Genomic DNA, 16,837 nt, shown 5'->3' with positions numbered 1-16,837 from the left:
CGTTCGAGTCGGCCAGGGTTCATGAGTCGAAAAGGCGTCTGTCGTTGTAGTTTGAAACCGCAACGGCAGACGCCTTTTCAATGAAATCCTATCGACGAAAAACGCTTCTATCGTTTTTTCTTGCCTGAATACTTGCCCGGAAACGCAGGCTTACCCGTATTTTCATTCTTTGGACTACCCAACAGCCGCTCGACTAAATCGGGACGATTGAGCTTGTTCAGACGATTTCGAATCCAGTTTTTGTATTCAGGTTTATACCAGAAGAAAAAGTTGTTCTGTGCCTGTTTTTCTTCCCGCGTTTTGGCTGTTTTGACTGGCTTCAGCGTATAAGGATGAACACCGGAATAGTAGATGACTTCGGCCACTGTCATGGGCGTAGGCGTAAAGTCCTGCACCTGCTCGAGTTCGAAACCCAGATCTTTCGTTTCTGCCGCCAGATTGGCCATGTCCTGCTCCTCGCAGCCGGGGTGCGACGAAATGAAGTATGGAATGAGCGGTTGCTTAAGATTATGCTTCTCCTGAATCTTGTCGTACTTCTGCTTAAACAACTTGAAATATTTGAACGACGGCTTTCGCATAACCCGCAGCGTATCGTCGGATGTGTGTTCGGGAGCGACCTTCAACCGGCCTGATACGTGGCGCGTAACCAGTTGCTCCATGTATTCGTCGTGATTTCCGTCGGCGTTGTTTTTGTTGAAATCGTCGACGAGCAGATCATAGCGCACCCCTGAGCCAACAAACGCCTTTTTGATGTTTGGATTGGCATCGACCTTGCGGTATAATTCGGTCATGGGTTTGTGCGACGTATCGAGGTTCGAGCAAATGACCGGGTGAATACAGCTTGGGCTTTGGCAACGGGCGCATATCGATTCGTCTTTGCCTTTCATTTTGTACATGTTGGCCGATGGGCCACCCAAATCCGAGATATAACCCTTGAATTCAGGGTGTTTCGTGATTTCATCGACTTCTTTCAGCACCGACTTTTCACTTCGGGATGCAACGAACTTGCCCTGATGGGCCGAAATAGTGCAGAAACTGCAACCGCCAAAACAGCCCCGGTGCATATTGACCGAGAATTTAATCATGTCGTAGGCTGGAATTGGTCCTCGCTTTTTGTATTTCGGATGAGGCATTCGGGTGTATGGCAAATCGAATGACTTGTCGATCTCGGCCTCGTCCATCGTCTTGAAGGGTGGATTAATGACCAATAGCTGATCGTCCACTTTTTGGATAATCCGGTTGGCCTGCCACTTATTCGATTCAACCTCAACAATCTTGAAGTTGGCCGCATATTTAATTTTATCCTTCAGACATTCCTCATGGCTGGCCAATTCGACCGAATTCCAGTTATTATACTCGCGCAGTTCGGTGCTGGCATCGTGCATAAACGCCACCTGATTGATGTTTCGCATCGACGAAAATGGTACACCTTTCTGCGCCAGTTTCAGGATTTCGCGGAGGGGTTGCTCGCCCATACCATATACCAGCATGTCGGCACCCGCATCCACCAGAATGGAGGGCATCAATCTGTCCTGCCAATAGTCATAATGCGTTACCCGGCGCAACGAAGCCTCGATGCCGCCCAGTAGCACCGGCACATCCGGGTAGAGTTCTTTCAGAATTTTGGTATAAACAATCGTGGCGTAGTCGGGGCGGAATCCTGCTTCACCGCCGGGCGTATAGGAGTCATTGGAGCGCAGGCGTTTGTTGGCCGTATAGTGATTGACCATCGAGTCCATGCAACCCGCTGTGACGCCAAAAAAATATTTCGGCTTGCCAAATTTCTTAAAATCGCGCAGATCGTCTTTCCAGTTGGGTTGGGCGATAATAGCTACGCGAAACCCTTCGCTTTCCATGATTCGGCCAATCACAGCGGTTCCAAAAGCTGGGTGGTCTACGTAGGCATCGCCCGACACCAGTATGATGTCAACTTCGTCCCAGCCTCTTTTCTCGACTTCTTTCATCGTCAGAGGCAACCAGTCTGTAAGGGGTCTTTCAATCATGAGTAAATAAGATTGTCTGCGTAAAAAACATCGAATTTACGAAATAATTCAATGAACGATAACGAATTCTGCAAAAGAGACGACTAAAGAGATTGCCGATAACCAGACGGTTACCTGTATCTGGTCAGTAATAATGACAACGAGCGAACTACGAATGGTTTTTTGCGAAAAAGCCAGAATATCCAGCGTTCTGAATATTCTGGCTTTCAAAAATAATTGTTCTTAAGGTTTCCGAGTGGCTGACGTTAGGGCAATTGGTGGTAGCGTCCGGCAAATTGGCACCGCGTTCGTGGCTAATAATGCTACATTTAAATCGGCTGACCCTGGCGTAATGGCACACAACAAAAGCAACAACTGACTTGCGCAAAGATGATCAACAATCAAGTACAGTGTCGATTATAACAAACTACACTGTTCGAAGTTATGGGTACAAACCTTTTGGTTTATAATACTGCCAAGCCGTTTGAATCCGTTAAGCGAAGTCTTCCTGATCTATTATTGTTAGGTTACAATTCCGTCAATTAATTTAGTAGAAACAAACACCATTTATTATGCAAAACGCTGAAAGTAATGATGCCGTCCTGAACAATCAGGGAATGATTCTGGATAACCAGAACATGATTTTGGACAATCAGGATACGATTGTGAAAAACCAGGATTCCCTCCTGAACAACCAAAACACGATTATCAAAAACCAGGATGCTATCCTGAATAACCAGGAAACTATTGTTAAGAACCAGGCAAGCCTGGACGCAATCATCGCTAATCAGGAAACTATGCTCAGTCTGTTAAAAAAGATAGCTGGCGAAGCATAAATTACGCACCATAGTAACTCTTTGGGAAAGGCTGAAACCGCACAGGTGTCAGCCTTTCCTGTGCTCAGCAGCCAGCTTCCATCGATTTGTTTTCATTGGCGTATCCGTTTAAAGTGCTTTGTTAGGCTGCCATGACGAGAGTAACTTTGGTCTATGATTCATCATACTGTTTGGTATCGGGGTGGAAGCTACGCCAGGAGTGCCAGAACTCCTGATACGCTTTCGGAATCGGAATGAGTCGCCGACCCGTCAACGGACCAGCTATACAATGACCGCGCCATGTCCAGACGGAATGCGTTTCAAGATCAGTGAGCCGTTTGTTGGCGAACTGGAAGTTAAGCGTTTGCACACCTACGCGTCGACTCCAGGCGCCAAACGATACGCTATCGGGGGCCATCGCTAGTAATAACGGCTCACCACCCACCACGTCGCTAAGGATACGATTTGTTTGGAGCTGGTTCCAGTCGTAGGCCTGGGTAAAACCAGCCCGCTCGACACCAATTACCCATGATTTTGGTTGCCAGGAGCCCGAATCGCGTCGGGTGAGCTTCCCCTTCGACAGACCACGATCGTAAGTCCTCATACTCTTGAATTCGTCGGCAAAAGCCGGATCGGCCTGTAACACGCGCGTGTTAGGGTGTTCGGCAGCCCACTCGCCAAGTGTCATCTGGCGGGCAGCTAGTTCGAGCATCGTTTGTCCTCGTAAAGGACCCACTACGGCTTCTCCAGTGGCTTGTCGCCACCAGGTTCCAGTCCGCTTGTCTTCGAACATCGCATTGAAATGGTCCATGCCGACTAACCGGAATTCATCGGCTTGCCCCTGTACCATCGGACTAAATACCCGACCCGTGCGACAAACTGTGCAATAAGTTATCATAACGGGCTGGTTACCTACTGTGTCGCGTACCTGGTGATGATAGCCAATTAGCTGCAACGGGTACGCCGTAGCCTGACCAACCGATTCGAAACCCAGCACGAGTTTCTGAAGCGGAATTTTATTCTGACTCATCGGAACCACCCGCTTCGTTGTGGGTTGCTTAAACATTTGGTCAGCCATCATCTCCCTGTTGACCATATACAGCACCACCCCGTAAATTACCAGTAGCCCAACTCCAATGTAGCGGTGCCAGGCCCGATGAGGTCTGGTTAGGAGCCAAAACGCCGGGTAGGCTAATAACAGAAGCCCAACTGCCCGCAGCCAGATGATGTTGTTATGAAGCCAGTAGGCCAATTCAACCCGCGCGAGGGATGCCTGCTCTGTACCGTCCATCGCGAGCCCAAGTTGACTACCCGGAAACGGCATGATGAAATAGACACTCAGGACCTCAACCGCAATAAGCAGTAAAACCGGGAGCAGAAAAAATAGAAAAGAGCGCTTCATAGATAGAAATCAGGTAGTTAATTCGGCAGGTGGCATATAGGCATCGCCCGAAACGTAGCCGCCTTCCACGATTCGTTTGGCCCGATAACGATACAGATCCGGCGCGTCGGGTGCCCAGGTCGCCAGACCATCGACATACCGGTTGAACATACAAAAAGCTGCCGCGATCAGCACCGTATCATGAATGTTTTTGTCGGTGGCTCCCTCAATGCGGGCCGCTTCAACCTGTTCGGCCGTAACGTGTTTGCCGCCCTGCTGAACACTGGCTGCAATGGCCAGTAAGGCTTTTAGTTTGCTGCTGATGGATGTTTGCTGGTAATCGGATTTTACGGCCTTGATCAAACTCCAGTCGTCATCGCCAAGGTGATGACTGGCCACAGCCCCGTGGATGGTCTGACAGAAAAAACAATCATTCAGGGACGACACGTAGGTGGCAATGAGTTCTCGTTCTCCCCAGCTCAATCCTGCCGGATCATCGGGACGAAGCAACGCGTTGGCTAAACCATTGAGTGGATGAGCCGTTTCAGGGCTAAAAGCCATTGGCCCGCGAATGCCGGGCAGTCCTTCGGGTAATTGAATGTGTGCCATATTGATGAGTTCAATGTTTACAATATGTCCCCGGCCGCAACGCAGCCGGGGTATATGTACCTAACCTATGATAAAATCGTTAATAAGCCGCCGAAACGGCTTTTCCAGTGTAGCCCGGAGTTAAATCGGGTTGTAATTCATTAAAAAGAGCATACCCCAAATTAGCTATTTCATAAAAAGTGGGATTCTGTAAGGCTCACCTATGAAGCCAATTGGCTTTTGTGCTGTCTAGGAGGATGCCAGTGCATTTTCTGCTAGTTTGGTCCCATCGATACGGGCACGAATTTTTGCGAATGCAATGTCTCGGGCTGTCGATGTATCGTCTCCAAAAGGCGAAAACCCGCAATCGTCAGTAGTGCCAAGCTGCTCAATTGGAATAATGGCTGCGGCCTCAACGATTAAATCTCTGATTTCTTCGGCTGTTTCTACCCGTGGGTCAAGCACGTTGGTAACGCCCAGAAAGACCTGCTGATTGGGTTTCAGGTTCTCCTTTATGGATTCGAGTACTGCCTTCTTATTGGTCTCGGCTGCATATTCCAGATAAAAGCTATCGGCTTCCAGTTGAAACAGAAAAGGCAATAAATCGCTATAGCTAATGTCGGCGCTGTGGGTCGAATCGTGATCACCACCGGGGCAGGAGTGGACTCCAATCTTCTTTTTTTCGTCGGCGGTAAATCGATTAAGAACCTGATTGTTCAGATCAATAAAAGCCGCCAGTACCTGTTTGCCAGGATCTAATTTGAGGGCGAGCCGTGCTTCTGTAAAATCAATTTGCACTTTATAAGCTCCATTGTTCAAACAGGTTCTGATATCGGCTTCGGCATCGTCGACAAGATCGGCTAAAAATTGCTCCCGTGAATAGCCCTCAATTCCTTCCTGTGGATACAATAAGCTAATGGCCGAACAAGAGATGACGGCTTGCTTTATGGGGAGAGCCGAATATTGCTGTGCTTTCCGAAGATATGAATTGGCAAAGGCCGTGTAGTGAAACGGGCCAGCCGTTAGTTTGGGCAATTGCCGGGTATGCCCATCGGCAAACGGAATAATTACACCATCGGGTGCCAGACTCGATAAGCCTTCAAGCGGGTAGGTAACAAAACTCGGCTTGGCCTGTTCACCGTCTGAAATTACGGGAGAGCCCGTTTTTTCGAGTTCCTGAATGGTTTCCTGCGTTGCCCTTGCAACTAATTTCTCTAATTCGTTTGCTTTAATTTGCCCATTTGCAAAAGCAGCCATAGCCTGTTGCAGGTATAAGGGCCGTGGAATACTGCCAATTGGTTCCGTTGATATTGTCATCGCTTTACAGGAATTTAGAAATTATGAAAGCCTGTTTGACTAAGCACCTGTATCAGTGGGATTTCCAGTCAAACCGGTTAAGATAGATCACCACGGTCGCGTTTCGATCCGCCAATGGTAATCGGCAGAAGCGCTCCTTAAGGCAATAAAGATTCGACAAAGCAGGCTGGCAGACTCTGGTTCCGTGGAATATAAACACAAGAATTCAGGTCAATCAACATCAGCTGATTGTTTGTCGTCGAATGGGGCGTGTTGATGCTCGTTTGGCTTGCGCTTTAGTACTAAAACAACGGTGAACCAGTGCCGCATGAGCAGGCAACTATTGCTTGCGCCTATTCAGCGTTTTCGTCCATCAAAGTGATTATGCTGAAAATTATGGCGCTGTTCAACCAGACCGAAAAAAAAGATCGGCGGGCTGAAATGTAAAGCATAAGCTATACGATTAATGTATCACCATAAGCCAGAGTAAACGAGAAGAACCAACCGCTAGCTAGCTGTTTCTGGAGGGGGCGAGTGAACCGGTAAGGAGCGCAATGGAATAATGAAGGACTGATCGGGTATCTCCACCGCTTCGCGCCAGCCGTAATCCGGGAAATGAAGAACAATTTGGGAGGTAATGGAATATTCTTTTAGCAGAAACTTGAGCCATTGGCTGGCTTTACGATTGGCCGCATCTGAATTGGTGAGGTGATCGTGTAAAAACGTTAGCAGATCGCTTTGCCAAAACGATCGTTTGTTTGTTTCCAGACCAGCAATGAGCAAAGTGTCTCCCTGAATTTGCAGGCTTACCACATCGTAGTAGCGGCCCCGGTAACCAAAACCATTCGTCGTTGCGTCGATCAGGTTTGTCCCGTTCAGTTTATCCTTCAGGGGAATCTGGAATTCAACGATGCTGTCGACAGACCGGTACACAACCAACTGTTTGGACAGGTCATGCTGTTCCTGCCACTGGACACTGATAAATACGAGCACGTATCCCAGTGTGTGGTAAAGTAAAAGCAGGAACAGACCTAAGCCGACAACACGTTTCACGGTTGGTAGAGAAGATAATGACTCAAATGTAATCGTTTTTAGAAAAAATAGTATTGCTGTGTAGGGAAACTATTTTCGTGAGTAATTTACCAATCAGATCAAGGTTAGCAAGCGTAAAGGCCAGCAGTATGTAATCGTATCGTTCCGGGCAGGTAACCAAAATGTTTTTTAAATGCTGCTGAAAAGCTACTGATGTTGTTGTAGCCAATGTGGAAAGAAACCTCCGAAACGTTCATTTGCTCTGAAACCAGCAGTCGCTGTGCGGCCTGCATGCGTAGTGTATGAATATGGCCAAAAACAGTACTGCCGAAAAAATGCTTGTACCCTTTTTTGAGTTTAAACTCGTTGAGCCCAAAACGATAACAAATGCCCGTCAGCGTTAAGGGTTCCAGATAGGTCTGATTGATGAAATCGTGTACGGCCTTCAGACGCTCGCGGTCGGCGCGGCTCCATTGCTCTCTTATTGCATGGCCAGCCCCGGCATTAAGCTGCTCTAGTTGCAGCGCAAATAGTTCGAGCGTTTTCGCTTCAATGAACAGGTATTTGGTCAGTCCCTGAAAGTTACATGTCGCTATAGCATGCAGTAATTCGGCCATACGGGGCTGCAAGGCCATTTTGCCGGGGGGCACCAGCAAGGTTTGACCACGTTCCATGCTGTTCAGAACCTGATCCAGGTAGTGCATACCTGCCGATTGCGCTATGGTTTTAAAATACGTACTGTTGTAACAAAGCGAGAAGGCCTGTAGCTTTTGGTTAAGGATAATGTGTTCGCCCTGAAAATCGGGTGTATACTGAAAGCCATGCGTATTTCCCCAATGACGCACCGAATTTTTGTTCAGGGTGAATTGCGATTCTACCTCACCACTCAAAATAAACGAAGAGCTTATACTTTCTGAATTTTCGGGATCAACCAGTACCAGCTTGCGTTCGGTACTGAAATTGGCATACACTAACTCGATTCCTGGTGTTTGAATGGTCGTGATTTGGGCATGAGCAAGATTCGGCTCGTTGAAGTTTGCCAATACTTCAACGTAACGATCGTTGCGGAACACTTCCTGTTGTGAAATGTCACGGAAAATATTGCCCCAGTTATGATTATCAATTTTATCCATTTTGCCGCAACCAAAATCCGTTTATCCTTAACAGTATCGCCGACTTAAGGTGAAAATTTGCAATACAAAAAACAACATAAATGGACAACATGAACACTATATTTGAACCAGCGGCTAATAAAGTTCGCTTATGGAAATGGACCTCTCTTGTATTTTACCCAATTGGCGTAGTTCGTATCTGGAAAGGTAATCACCGCCTTTGGGTCAGACTACTCTACACAATGGTTGGCCTGCCTTTGTTTCTGCTCATTTTTCTCTTTCTGGCACTTAGCGGATTTGCCTTTTTTCTGCCCCCGCTTGATATGAGTGTTGGCAATCGTAGCGATCGTACCATCATTAACAGCGATGGCAATTACAAATCAACGTTTCTTAAAACCGGCAACGAAACGGGTGGTGCCTACGAACTGATTCAGGTAGAAGTGGAGCCGCATGGCGGAAATGGATGGCACTACCATAAATCCTTTGACGAGTATTTTACTGTTTTAAAAGGTACAGCTCTGGTAGGTAATGGAGGAAAGGAATACAGAATAAAAGAAGGTGGTAATGCCGTTGCGCACAAAGGGGCATTACATTATTTCGCAAACCCAACCGATTCTACAATTCTCCTTTTGGTTAAAGCGATGCCGGCAAGAGGGTTGGAAAAAAGCATCCGAATCGCTTATGGCCTGGCCAACGACGGGCAATTTGAAGGCGAAATCACGAAGAATCCGTGGCATATGGCGCTGTTGCTGGGCTATAGCGGCACTTATCTTCCCGAAATCCCTGGTTTTATACAGGAACCTCTTGTGAACGCACTGGCAAAAATTGCGCAATGGAAAGGGGAGGATAGGGATTTGGAAAAGTATTACCGTTAACTACCGCAATACTAAAAGATAATGCACCAGGCAAACTCCCGCCCGGTGCATTATCTTTTAGTTGCTTACAATGGCTGTTTGCCAACGCGTTTCAGCCAAAATAACCCGCCTAAAACAGAAACAGGTGCAAAAATAAAAATAGCCAACAACTGTGTCCAGTGACTCCCTGTTGCCTTGACCAATGAAAAAGTAGCGAAACCTGTAATAATTAACCCAAGTGCATAGTTTACCGCTAACGTTTTATGCTTTGCAATTATCTGTACGACGAAGCCACTTAAAAAAGAAAAGACAATACCATATAAAGCGGTTATAATCTGAAATCCAGTAGATGCCTGTGCATGTGGCTTTTGACCAGATAGGTTAAAAAGCAAAAGGGATGAGACGACAAAATGGCGTACCCTACGATTACTCCCATTATTCTTTTTGCCATACAACTTTTTAAGATTCGTGGCTACCACTTGAGTTGACTTTATTTGACTATCGAACTGCGTGATTTATAGCCGATAAACAACCCTGGCAAAACTTTCGGACTATAATTTTGTCCCCTGAATTAATATGGATGATGTTATTGATTGTTCTTTAAGATGCAGGAACTTCTTCCGTTCTTCGTCGTGCATGAAGTTTACAAAATCTTGCTCGGAGTCAAATTTTACAAGGTGGATCTCATAGGGTTTATCAATTTGATACGCAATGAAAGAGCTGTCCGAAGGTCTCACCCGTAGCAAAAGTTGTCCATTATATTTTGCGATTGTTGGAATCGCGATGTCTTCAAATTGATGAAATACACGTTCCTGGCCTTCTTTGATGTAGATTAACTGAGTAATGTAAATCATTTCTTTTTATGATTAATTTGGGTTCTATTTGGTAAAGAAACCAACGAGTTGACCATTTACTTTTCCCCCGGATGATAGGTCTTCTCAACATGCTTTTGCACATCTTCCGGATAAAACAACACATCCTTAAATTTCCCTTCACAGTATAGGGGAGCCTGATCCATGAAATGGGTTTCGCCGGGTCGGCTGCTTTGGCCACCTGTAACCACCGAACGGGCTTTTACGCGTTTGCCAAATTCGACAACGGCTACAAAACTATTGCCCACGCTGCCGTACCGTTTTTTAGTGCCGGGATAGGTTCTGGCTGCAAAAGCCGCCAGCGACCCCCAGGCTGATGACGTAAAACCAACCGGAATACTAGCCTTCTGGTCGTCGTAGGTCTCCTGGATTTTTCCCGTTAGCCGCTGGTAGCGATTAATGTCACCCCAGGGCGTTTTCCAGGTCCCGAAATCGCGGGTCAGTTCAGTCAGTACGTCGGCTAAGGCTGTTACTTTTTCCTGTGGGGAGGTTTGGCTGATCGTAAACGCCGTTAGGCCCAGATTATCGAAACGCTGGTCGGTGGCCGCGCGACTACGAGCCAGTTTCTGTATTTTTTCGCCCCAATAAATGGCCAGCGTCTGACCGACAGACTTAACACCATACGATTTGTCCCAGTCTTTCAGGATCTGAACGGCTTCGGCCAGATCTTTCGATTGATTCTGCACATCGCTGGAAACAGTTTGATAGGCGCTCAGCAAGGCAGGCAGCAGTTCGTCAAAAGCGGCCAGATGGGGGTCGTCGGCAGCGGCAATGAGGGTATCCAGAGTGAACATCGATTTTCGGCTCAGAACGCGAACAGCATTGACACCCCGGTAATTTTCGGCATCGGGAGCCATGTAGGCCGGATACTTGTTTTTCTCGGGGCTACTTGTACCCGACACAGTAAACGGAGTGGCATTGCAGTTCTGAATCCAGCCACTGGCCGGGTTCTTTACCTGAACAATGTCATCGACCGAATGCAAACCCTTCCAGTCGGTTTCGGGATTACTACCGTCTACCGGCTGGCTCCAGTCAAATTTGGGATCTCGTTTTGGCATGAAATTGCCATGCCAGTAGGCAATCGTGCCGTCGCGATCCGCAAAAATCGTATTGTTGGACGCATTGCCATTGAGTTTCATGACTTCCTTGAAGCTTGCATACCCGGTTGCCTTCGTGCGTAGATACGACTGTTCCAGCGCATTCAGGGGGGTATTCATCATATCGATCGCAATCCACTTACCCTCTTTTTCGCCAGCAATGGGGCCATGCTGGGTGAAATACATCGTAAAATCTTTGTACTGCACTCCGTTTCCTGCTTTATAGGGTAACCGTACTTTTTGCGTGCGAACGGCCTTGAGGCCATTCCCATGTTTATAAAAAAGGGCGTTATTCTTTTTCTCGATCGTTTCCAGATATTCATCCATCGAATCGGCATAACTGGTTGTGTGCATCCAGCCACAGTTTTCGTTAAAGCCCTGATAGATAAAGAATTGCCCCCAGGTAACGGCCCCATACGCGTTTAAGCCACTCTGACTGACCATGTGTACCTCCGACCGGAAATAAAACGATGTATGTGGATTGATCAGTAACAGCGCGTTTTTCGTAGCACTTTTGGCAGGGGAGATAGCAAACCCGTTCGACCCGACCGATTCACGTTCGTAGTGGTCGAAATTGTTGAGCCACGATGTTGATTTTCGCTGTTCATAAAAAGCCTTCAACCGCTCGGTGGATACTACACTGATGTTGCCACCAATACTGCCTTCACTGAACATAAGCGGCATCCAGGGCTGGAAGCGTTTCAGCAATTTGGGCGTAACGTTGGGATGGGTGTAGAGGTAATAATTGGTGCCATCGGCAAAGGCGTCCAGCAACTGCTTCATCCAGGCCGGGCTTTTTTTGTAGATCGCTATGGCCTGCGTACTATCCATAAAGAGCCTCGCCCGCAGATCATGGTAGAGGGCCGACTCACCTTCTACTTCGGCTAACCGACCCGTCGACGTGATGTAATTCTCTTCAACACGGGCAAAATCATCTTCGCATTGGGTATATAGTAAACCAAAGACTACATCAGCATCGGTTTTGCCGTAAATGTGCGGAACGCCCCAGGTGTCGCGGGTAATCGTGACCTGTTTGGCATGCTGTTGCCAGCGTGTAATTTCGGCCTTGCTGAACGGCTGGCCCTTGACAACAAAGGAAGATAGTGCAACTACAAGAAGTATAAAAAAATGGGTTGTCTGGGAAAGAAAGCGATTCATTGACGAGGAATGTGATGGAGTGAAAAATAGTAATGCGTTAGGTTGATAGAGGGTTTATTTTATTGGCCAAGCGCCATAAATCGCTTTGGGGCGATCCGATGGTGAGTTCCATGTTCATAGGCATACGTCAACCGGATTAAAGTTGGTTCAGCGAACAGACGACCCAAAAATTGAATACCAGCGGGTAAATCGCCGGTCGTGTATCCCATTGGAACGGTAAAAGCGGGCTGGCCGGTAGCGGGAGCAATCAGTTGACTGTTATCCCCTTTATAGCCTTTTGCATCCCCAACCTGAGCGGGCGGATAATTCCAGGTTGGGTAAACAAGGGCATCGACATGCAGCCGATCCATTTCGGCTTCAATCGCTTTGCGAAAAGCAATCCGCAATGGATCGGTAAACGCATCACCACACGGAATTTCGGGATGCCTGGTGCGACCCGAATGCGTTTGTTGGTGGGTTAGCCGGTCGCGCACAATGTCCGAATAACCGCCTATTCGAATGATATCTTCCAGGGTTTTCAGGGAATCCAGTTTAACAAAGGTGCGAAGGTAGTTTTCAATATCGGCTCTAAAGTCGGCGCACCCCTGGTTGGTGCGTAACGAGTCAAAATCAGGAATAGTAACATCAACGACCTGCGCACCCATTCGGGTCAAATCCGCCAGACCCTGGTCGAAAAGCTGCTTGATTTCCGGGTGGATCGATTTGTCGCTTACCTGACGAAGCACCCCAATTCGGGTACCTTTCAAGCCATCGTTGCGTAGAAACTGGGTATAGTTTTTAGGGATTTTGCCCTGGCTGTTTTTAGTAATCGGATCGTTAGGATCGTAGCCCGCCGTAACCTCCAGCAGCCGAACGGCATCTTCGACCGTGCGGCACATCGGCCCACCAACATCGTTGCGGGTATAGAGCGGAATAATACCGTAACGACTGATCAGGCCCAGCGATGTTCGGAAGCCCACCAGTGCGTTATGCGACGACGGCCCCCGGATTGAATTGCCTGTATCGGAGCCTACCCCAACTGCGCCTAAGTTAGCAGCCACGGCTGCTGCGGTACCACCACTCGATCCGGCTGGCACATAGGCCAGATTGTAGGGATTCAGCGTTTCGCCAGCCATTGAACTTTGCGAATGCATGGGCGTAAAAGCCCATTCCGCCATATTGGATTTAGCCAGTACAATGGCCCCGGCTTCCCGCAGTTTACGAACCTGATAGGCATCTTCAGTCGGCACAAATCCTTTCAGTGCTATGGAGCCGCCCGTTGTTTGTAGCCCTTTTGTGTTAAAATTGTCTTTCACGATAACCGGAATACCGTGTAACGGGCGCAGCCTACCCGTTTTTCGAAATTCCGCATCCAGCGCACGGGCAGTATTGATTGCTTCCGGATTGACAATAATAATGGCGTTGAGCTTTGTAGGCTGATCGTAAGTCTGGATACGTTTCAGGTAAGCATTGACCAACTGTTCGCTCGTCAGAGAACCTGTGCGGAAAGCTTTGTGGATGTCGCTGATCGTGGTTTCAATCAGTTCGAACGTATTCGTAGAGGACGTTTTGGGCAGTGGCTGAGCAGACACTGTCCAGGTATAAATCAGCAACCATAACAACGTATAAATCCGTGACGGATGACAGAGACGAAAAGCTCGCGGCATACGATAGTGTATAAACAGTATAATCGTATGGTAAAAATAAGCTTTCCTGATGGTATTCAGCGAATAAAGATGTATTCAGTCGGTATTTGTACTATTTATTGACTAGTTCGCGAAATTAAGTTGAAGATAGTGTACTAATCACAGATAGAATTGGCTCTTAGCGTACGGATACAAAGATGTTACGCCGAATAACTGATAGGAACAGCCATCCGGCGTAACAAATGATTTTAGGCCAGGTTTTTCAGAAAACTGTCCAGACTAACGGGTTCGCGACCCAACAGTTTTTCCAGTGTTGAATCGGGCTGATTAAAGTCATTTTCCTTTATGCCTTCGGCCATTCCTGCGTAGACTTTGGCCACCGGAGCGGGCAAGTGCTTGACGAGTTCGGCTTCGTAGGCACTATTGGGAATATCGATGTAGTCAACGGACTTATCATTATGACTCAACGCCCTGGCAATATCACCGAATGACCAGGCAGTAGGCGCCCCAATGTCATACACCTTATTCTCATGACCTTCGCTGGTCAGCGCAGTAGCGAGGGCTTCGGCAATGTCTGTTCGCAGTACAAAGCTGATTTTTCCATCACCACCCGGATAGTAGAGTTTCCCCGATTGAGCCGCATCGCCAATCAATCCCGGTACTACATCCAGATATAGATTATTGCGGAAGATAGTATACGTCAGACCTGATTCTCTCAACAGGTTTTCGGTCTGGAAATGATCAATAGCTGGCGCAAAGTGTGCTGTTGGGGATGGATTCGGGGCACTGGTATAAAAAATATGCTTCACACCGGCTTCTTTGGCCGCATTGATCACATTGGCGTGCTGGCGAACACGCTCCTCCCCCAGTGCAGAACTGGAGATTAACAGTACTGTACTAACACCTGCCAGACTGGCTACGAGCGAAGCCGGATCACCATAATCTCCCTGACGAACGGTGATTCCTTTGCTGGCCAGATCAGCCACTTTTTCGGGATCTCTGGCAATGGCAACCAGTGAATTGGCATTTGTTTTAGCTAGTAAAAATTCGAGCGTGGCTTTTCCTAGATGGCCAGATGCTCCGGTAATAGCGATCATTAGATTCTTGGTTTTTATTCGTTACTTAGTTACTTTTGGTAACTCAAAGGTATTTAGTAACTGAAACCACCGCAAGAAGGCATTTTTTTGTGCGTCAGGAACATGGACAGAACTATTGTTGATAATCAGCAGGATAGGCTGCAAGAAAAATTGCAGAAAATTTTAGGAACGACAGGTCGTGTGGTAGGAGGGTGCCCAACCCGGAATATTCTGGACCGTTTCAGCGATAAATGGTCGATATTGTCTATTTTTCATTTAGGCAATGCCGGAACCCTTCGATTCAATGAACTCAAGAAACGGATCGATGGCGTTTCTCAGCGAATGCTTACAGTAACGCTGCGCAATCTGGAACGCGATGGTCTGGTTTCGCGACGGGTGTATCCTGAAATCCCGCCAAGGGTCGAATACGAACTGACAGAGCTGGGTTATAGTCTATTGGTGCAAGTCATTGATCTGGGTGAATGGGCCACCGATCACAGCGATCAGATTATGAATGCACGACAACGCTATGATACGCGCGAACACAGCACTATGCTGGTTAATTGAGCCCAAAACCATCTACTATTCAGGCCATTGTTCGAACAGATGATGGCTTTTTTTTTGCCTCAGGCAACCCTTTAGCCAAACACGGCATTTCTGTCATTGAAAACGATCCGAAATCACCAGTCACCAGTATGTCGCAGCAACTTGTTGAACAATGTCAGAAGGGTAATGCGTTTGCCCAGAAACGACTGTTCGATCAGTTTGTTAACCGACTGTTTCGGGTTAGTCTACGCTATGTCCGGAATGAATCAGATGCTGAAGAGGTGTTGATGAACGGTTTCCTGAAAGCTTTTCGCTCGATTGTAGGCTTTACCTATCGGGACGATAATGGTCTGGAAGCTTGGCTTCGGCGTATTGTGGTCAACGAAGCATTGCAACACCTGCGGGCTAATCGAAACCTGCCTCTTTTTCAGGCCGATGAACTCGCCGAGATTCAGCCAGATACCGGGCAACTCCCGGATAGCATGCTCGATGCTGAACGCATTCATCAGCTTATTCTGGAGTTGCCACCTGGCTATCGAACGGTCTTTAACCTATACGCTATTGAAGGATATACACACCGCGAAATTGCCGATCAGTTACGCATCTCCGAAAATACCTCAAAATCGCAGTTAAGCAAGGCGAGGGCTTTATTACAAACCTGGTTGATACAATACGGTTATGAAGCAGAAACTCGACGAATCTCTTGATCGGTGGGTACGGCAGTCACTCAGCCGCATGCCCGATACGCCCCCACCCGGATCTTCGTTTGACGCCGAACGATTGTGGCAACAGATGCGTCCCGAGCTTCAGGTTGATGAACCTCGTCGACGAACTGGCCTGATTGGATGGGCAATGGCAGCCTGTCTGAGTGGGTTGATTTTGGGCTGGTTTGCGTTACATCAATCAACTGACGAACAGACTAAAATTAGCATAGCTCGCGCTAACCGTAAAGGACCTACAACTTCAGAAGCCGGTCGTAAGGCGAGGCTGGTTAACGAGGTTATCGCTCCGAAAATCGTATTTTCTGGAAAAAGACGATCAGCCGTACGACTACAAACGACTAGTCATTCCAGAGAAATTCCGAACCAACTAGCAACGCCAGTCGATCCAGAGCCAATTGCGGTATTACCCCCAATTCCTTCTTTACCAATGGCTGATGAAGTTCTGCCAGTTGTTGATAAACACATCGTATCCGGTAAGCCGACTGTGGCGACGACTACGCCAAAACGAAGATTTCGGGTCGTTCACGAAAACGAACTGCGGGCTGAAGAAGAAACTCGCCCCAAAGTTTACCGTACTGAAAACTTTGTCCGGTTAGGTATCGGGCGGAGTGAAGAATCAGTACCGGAAGAGCGTCGTTCCACCTTAATAATGCCCCTAACGAGTAAACCAAACCAATAAAC

At 47.6% G+C, this 16,837-nt stretch carries 16 protein-coding genes; 5 read left to right on the top strand and 11 right to left on the bottom strand.

Annotated elements, in window-relative coordinates; translation table 11 throughout:
* Positions 1–107: 107 nt before the first annotated feature.
* Both G8759_RS27840 and G8759_RS27835 read right to left on the bottom strand, forming a co-directional pair.
* Positions 108–2,003, bottom strand: a complete 1,896-nt coding sequence (locus G8759_RS27840) for a YgiQ family radical SAM protein (RefSeq protein WP_167215827.1) — start codon at positions 2,001–2,003, stop codon at positions 108–110.
* A 48-nt stretch (positions 2,004–2,051) separates the two neighbouring features.
* Entirely contained in the window at positions 2,052–2,213 is a 162-nt protein-coding gene (locus G8759_RS27835; RefSeq protein ID WP_167215825.1) for a hypothetical protein, read from the bottom strand.
* 341 nt (positions 2,214–2,554) lie between these two features.
* Here G8759_RS27835 and G8759_RS27830 point away from each other — a divergent pair, with 341 nt between their 5' ends.
* Positions 2,555–2,818, top strand: coding sequence for a hypothetical protein (locus G8759_RS27830; RefSeq protein ID WP_167215823.1), 264 nt, complete (start codon positions 2,555–2,557; stop codon positions 2,816–2,818).
* 151 nt (positions 2,819–2,969) lie between these two features.
* Here G8759_RS27830 and G8759_RS27825 read toward each other — a convergent pair whose 3' ends face one another.
* The 5 genes from G8759_RS27825 to G8759_RS27805 form a co-directional block, all read right to left on the bottom strand.
* Complete coding sequence (locus G8759_RS27825; RefSeq protein WP_167215821.1) at positions 2,970–4,199, bottom strand: DUF3179 domain-containing (seleno)protein; 1,230 nt, start codon at positions 4,197–4,199, stop codon at positions 2,970–2,972.
* A 9-nt stretch (positions 4,200–4,208) separates the two neighbouring features.
* The gene (locus tag G8759_RS27820; RefSeq protein ID WP_167215819.1) at positions 4,209–4,787 is read right to left on the bottom strand and encodes a carboxymuconolactone decarboxylase family protein; all 579 of its coding nucleotides are present in this window, start codon (positions 4,785–4,787) and stop codon (positions 4,209–4,211) included.
* Between the two features lie 228 nt (positions 4,788–5,015).
* The gene (locus G8759_RS27815; RefSeq protein ID WP_167215817.1) at positions 5,016–6,083 is read right to left on the bottom strand and encodes a cobalamin-independent methionine synthase II family protein; all 1,068 of its coding nucleotides are present in this window, start codon (positions 6,081–6,083) and stop codon (positions 5,016–5,018) included.
* A 486-nt stretch (positions 6,084–6,569) separates the two neighbouring features.
* Positions 6,570–7,115 carry a tudor domain-containing protein gene (locus tag G8759_RS27810; protein ID WP_167215815.1) on the bottom strand — a complete coding sequence of 182 codons (546 nt, stop codon included), beginning with the start codon at positions 7,113–7,115 and terminating at the stop codon, positions 6,570–6,572.
* A gap of 104 nt (positions 7,116–7,219) precedes the next feature.
* Complete coding sequence (locus G8759_RS27805; RefSeq protein WP_167215813.1) at positions 7,220–8,227, bottom strand: AraC family transcriptional regulator; 1,008 nt, start codon at positions 8,225–8,227, stop codon at positions 7,220–7,222.
* Positions 8,228–8,316: 89 nt separating this feature from the next.
* On the opposite strand from G8759_RS27805, the gene G8759_RS27800 reads away from it, so the two are divergent.
* Positions 8,317–9,081 carry a cupin domain-containing protein gene (locus G8759_RS27800; protein ID WP_167215811.1) on the top strand — a complete coding sequence of 255 codons (765 nt, stop codon included), beginning with the start codon at positions 8,317–8,319 and terminating at the stop codon, positions 9,079–9,081.
* 65 nt (positions 9,082–9,146) lie between these two features.
* Here G8759_RS27800 and G8759_RS27795 read toward each other — a convergent pair whose 3' ends face one another.
* From G8759_RS27795 to G8759_RS27780, 4 genes are all read right to left on the bottom strand, one after another.
* Complete coding sequence (locus tag G8759_RS27795) at positions 9,147–9,539, bottom strand: hypothetical protein (protein ID WP_167215809.1); 393 nt, start codon at positions 9,537–9,539, stop codon at positions 9,147–9,149.
* A 431-nt stretch (positions 9,540–9,970) separates the two neighbouring features.
* The gene (locus G8759_RS27790) at positions 9,971–12,187 is read right to left on the bottom strand and encodes a penicillin acylase family protein (protein ID WP_167215807.1); all 2,217 of its coding nucleotides are present in this window, start codon (positions 12,185–12,187) and stop codon (positions 9,971–9,973) included.
* A 59-nt stretch (positions 12,188–12,246) separates the two neighbouring features.
* Entirely contained in the window at positions 12,247–13,833 is a 1,587-nt protein-coding gene (locus G8759_RS27785) for an amidase (RefSeq protein ID WP_167215805.1), read from the bottom strand.
* Between the two features lie 227 nt (positions 13,834–14,060).
* Entirely contained in the window at positions 14,061–14,909 is an 849-nt protein-coding gene (locus G8759_RS27780) for an SDR family oxidoreductase (protein ID WP_167215803.1), read from the bottom strand.
* Between the two features lie 102 nt (positions 14,910–15,011).
* Between G8759_RS27780 and G8759_RS27775 the strand changes: the two genes are divergently transcribed.
* The 3 genes from G8759_RS27775 to G8759_RS27765 all read left to right on the top strand — a co-directional run bounded on the left by G8759_RS27775 (position 15,012) and on the right by G8759_RS27765 (position 16,835).
* The gene (locus G8759_RS27775) at positions 15,012–15,455 is read left to right on the top strand and encodes a winged helix-turn-helix transcriptional regulator (RefSeq protein WP_167215801.1); all 444 of its coding nucleotides are present in this window, start codon (positions 15,012–15,014) and stop codon (positions 15,453–15,455) included.
* Between the two features lie 128 nt (positions 15,456–15,583).
* Positions 15,584–16,141, top strand: a complete 558-nt coding sequence (locus G8759_RS27770) for an RNA polymerase sigma factor (RefSeq protein WP_167215799.1) — start codon at positions 15,584–15,586, stop codon at positions 16,139–16,141.
* The gene (locus G8759_RS27765) at positions 16,113–16,835 is read left to right on the top strand and encodes a hypothetical protein (protein ID WP_167215797.1); all 723 of its coding nucleotides are present in this window, start codon (positions 16,113–16,115) and stop codon (positions 16,833–16,835) included. The genes G8759_RS27770 and G8759_RS27765 overlap by 29 nt, the downstream gene beginning before the upstream one ends.
* Positions 16,836–16,837 lie beyond the last annotated feature (2 nt).

Source organism: Spirosoma aureum, assembly GCF_011604685.1.
In the GTDB taxonomy this organism is placed as follows: domain Bacteria; phylum Bacteroidota; class Bacteroidia; order Cytophagales; family Spirosomataceae; genus Spirosoma; species Spirosoma aureum.
Note: the sequence above shows the minus strand (reverse complement) of the source record. Positions and strands in the feature narration are given on the sequence as shown.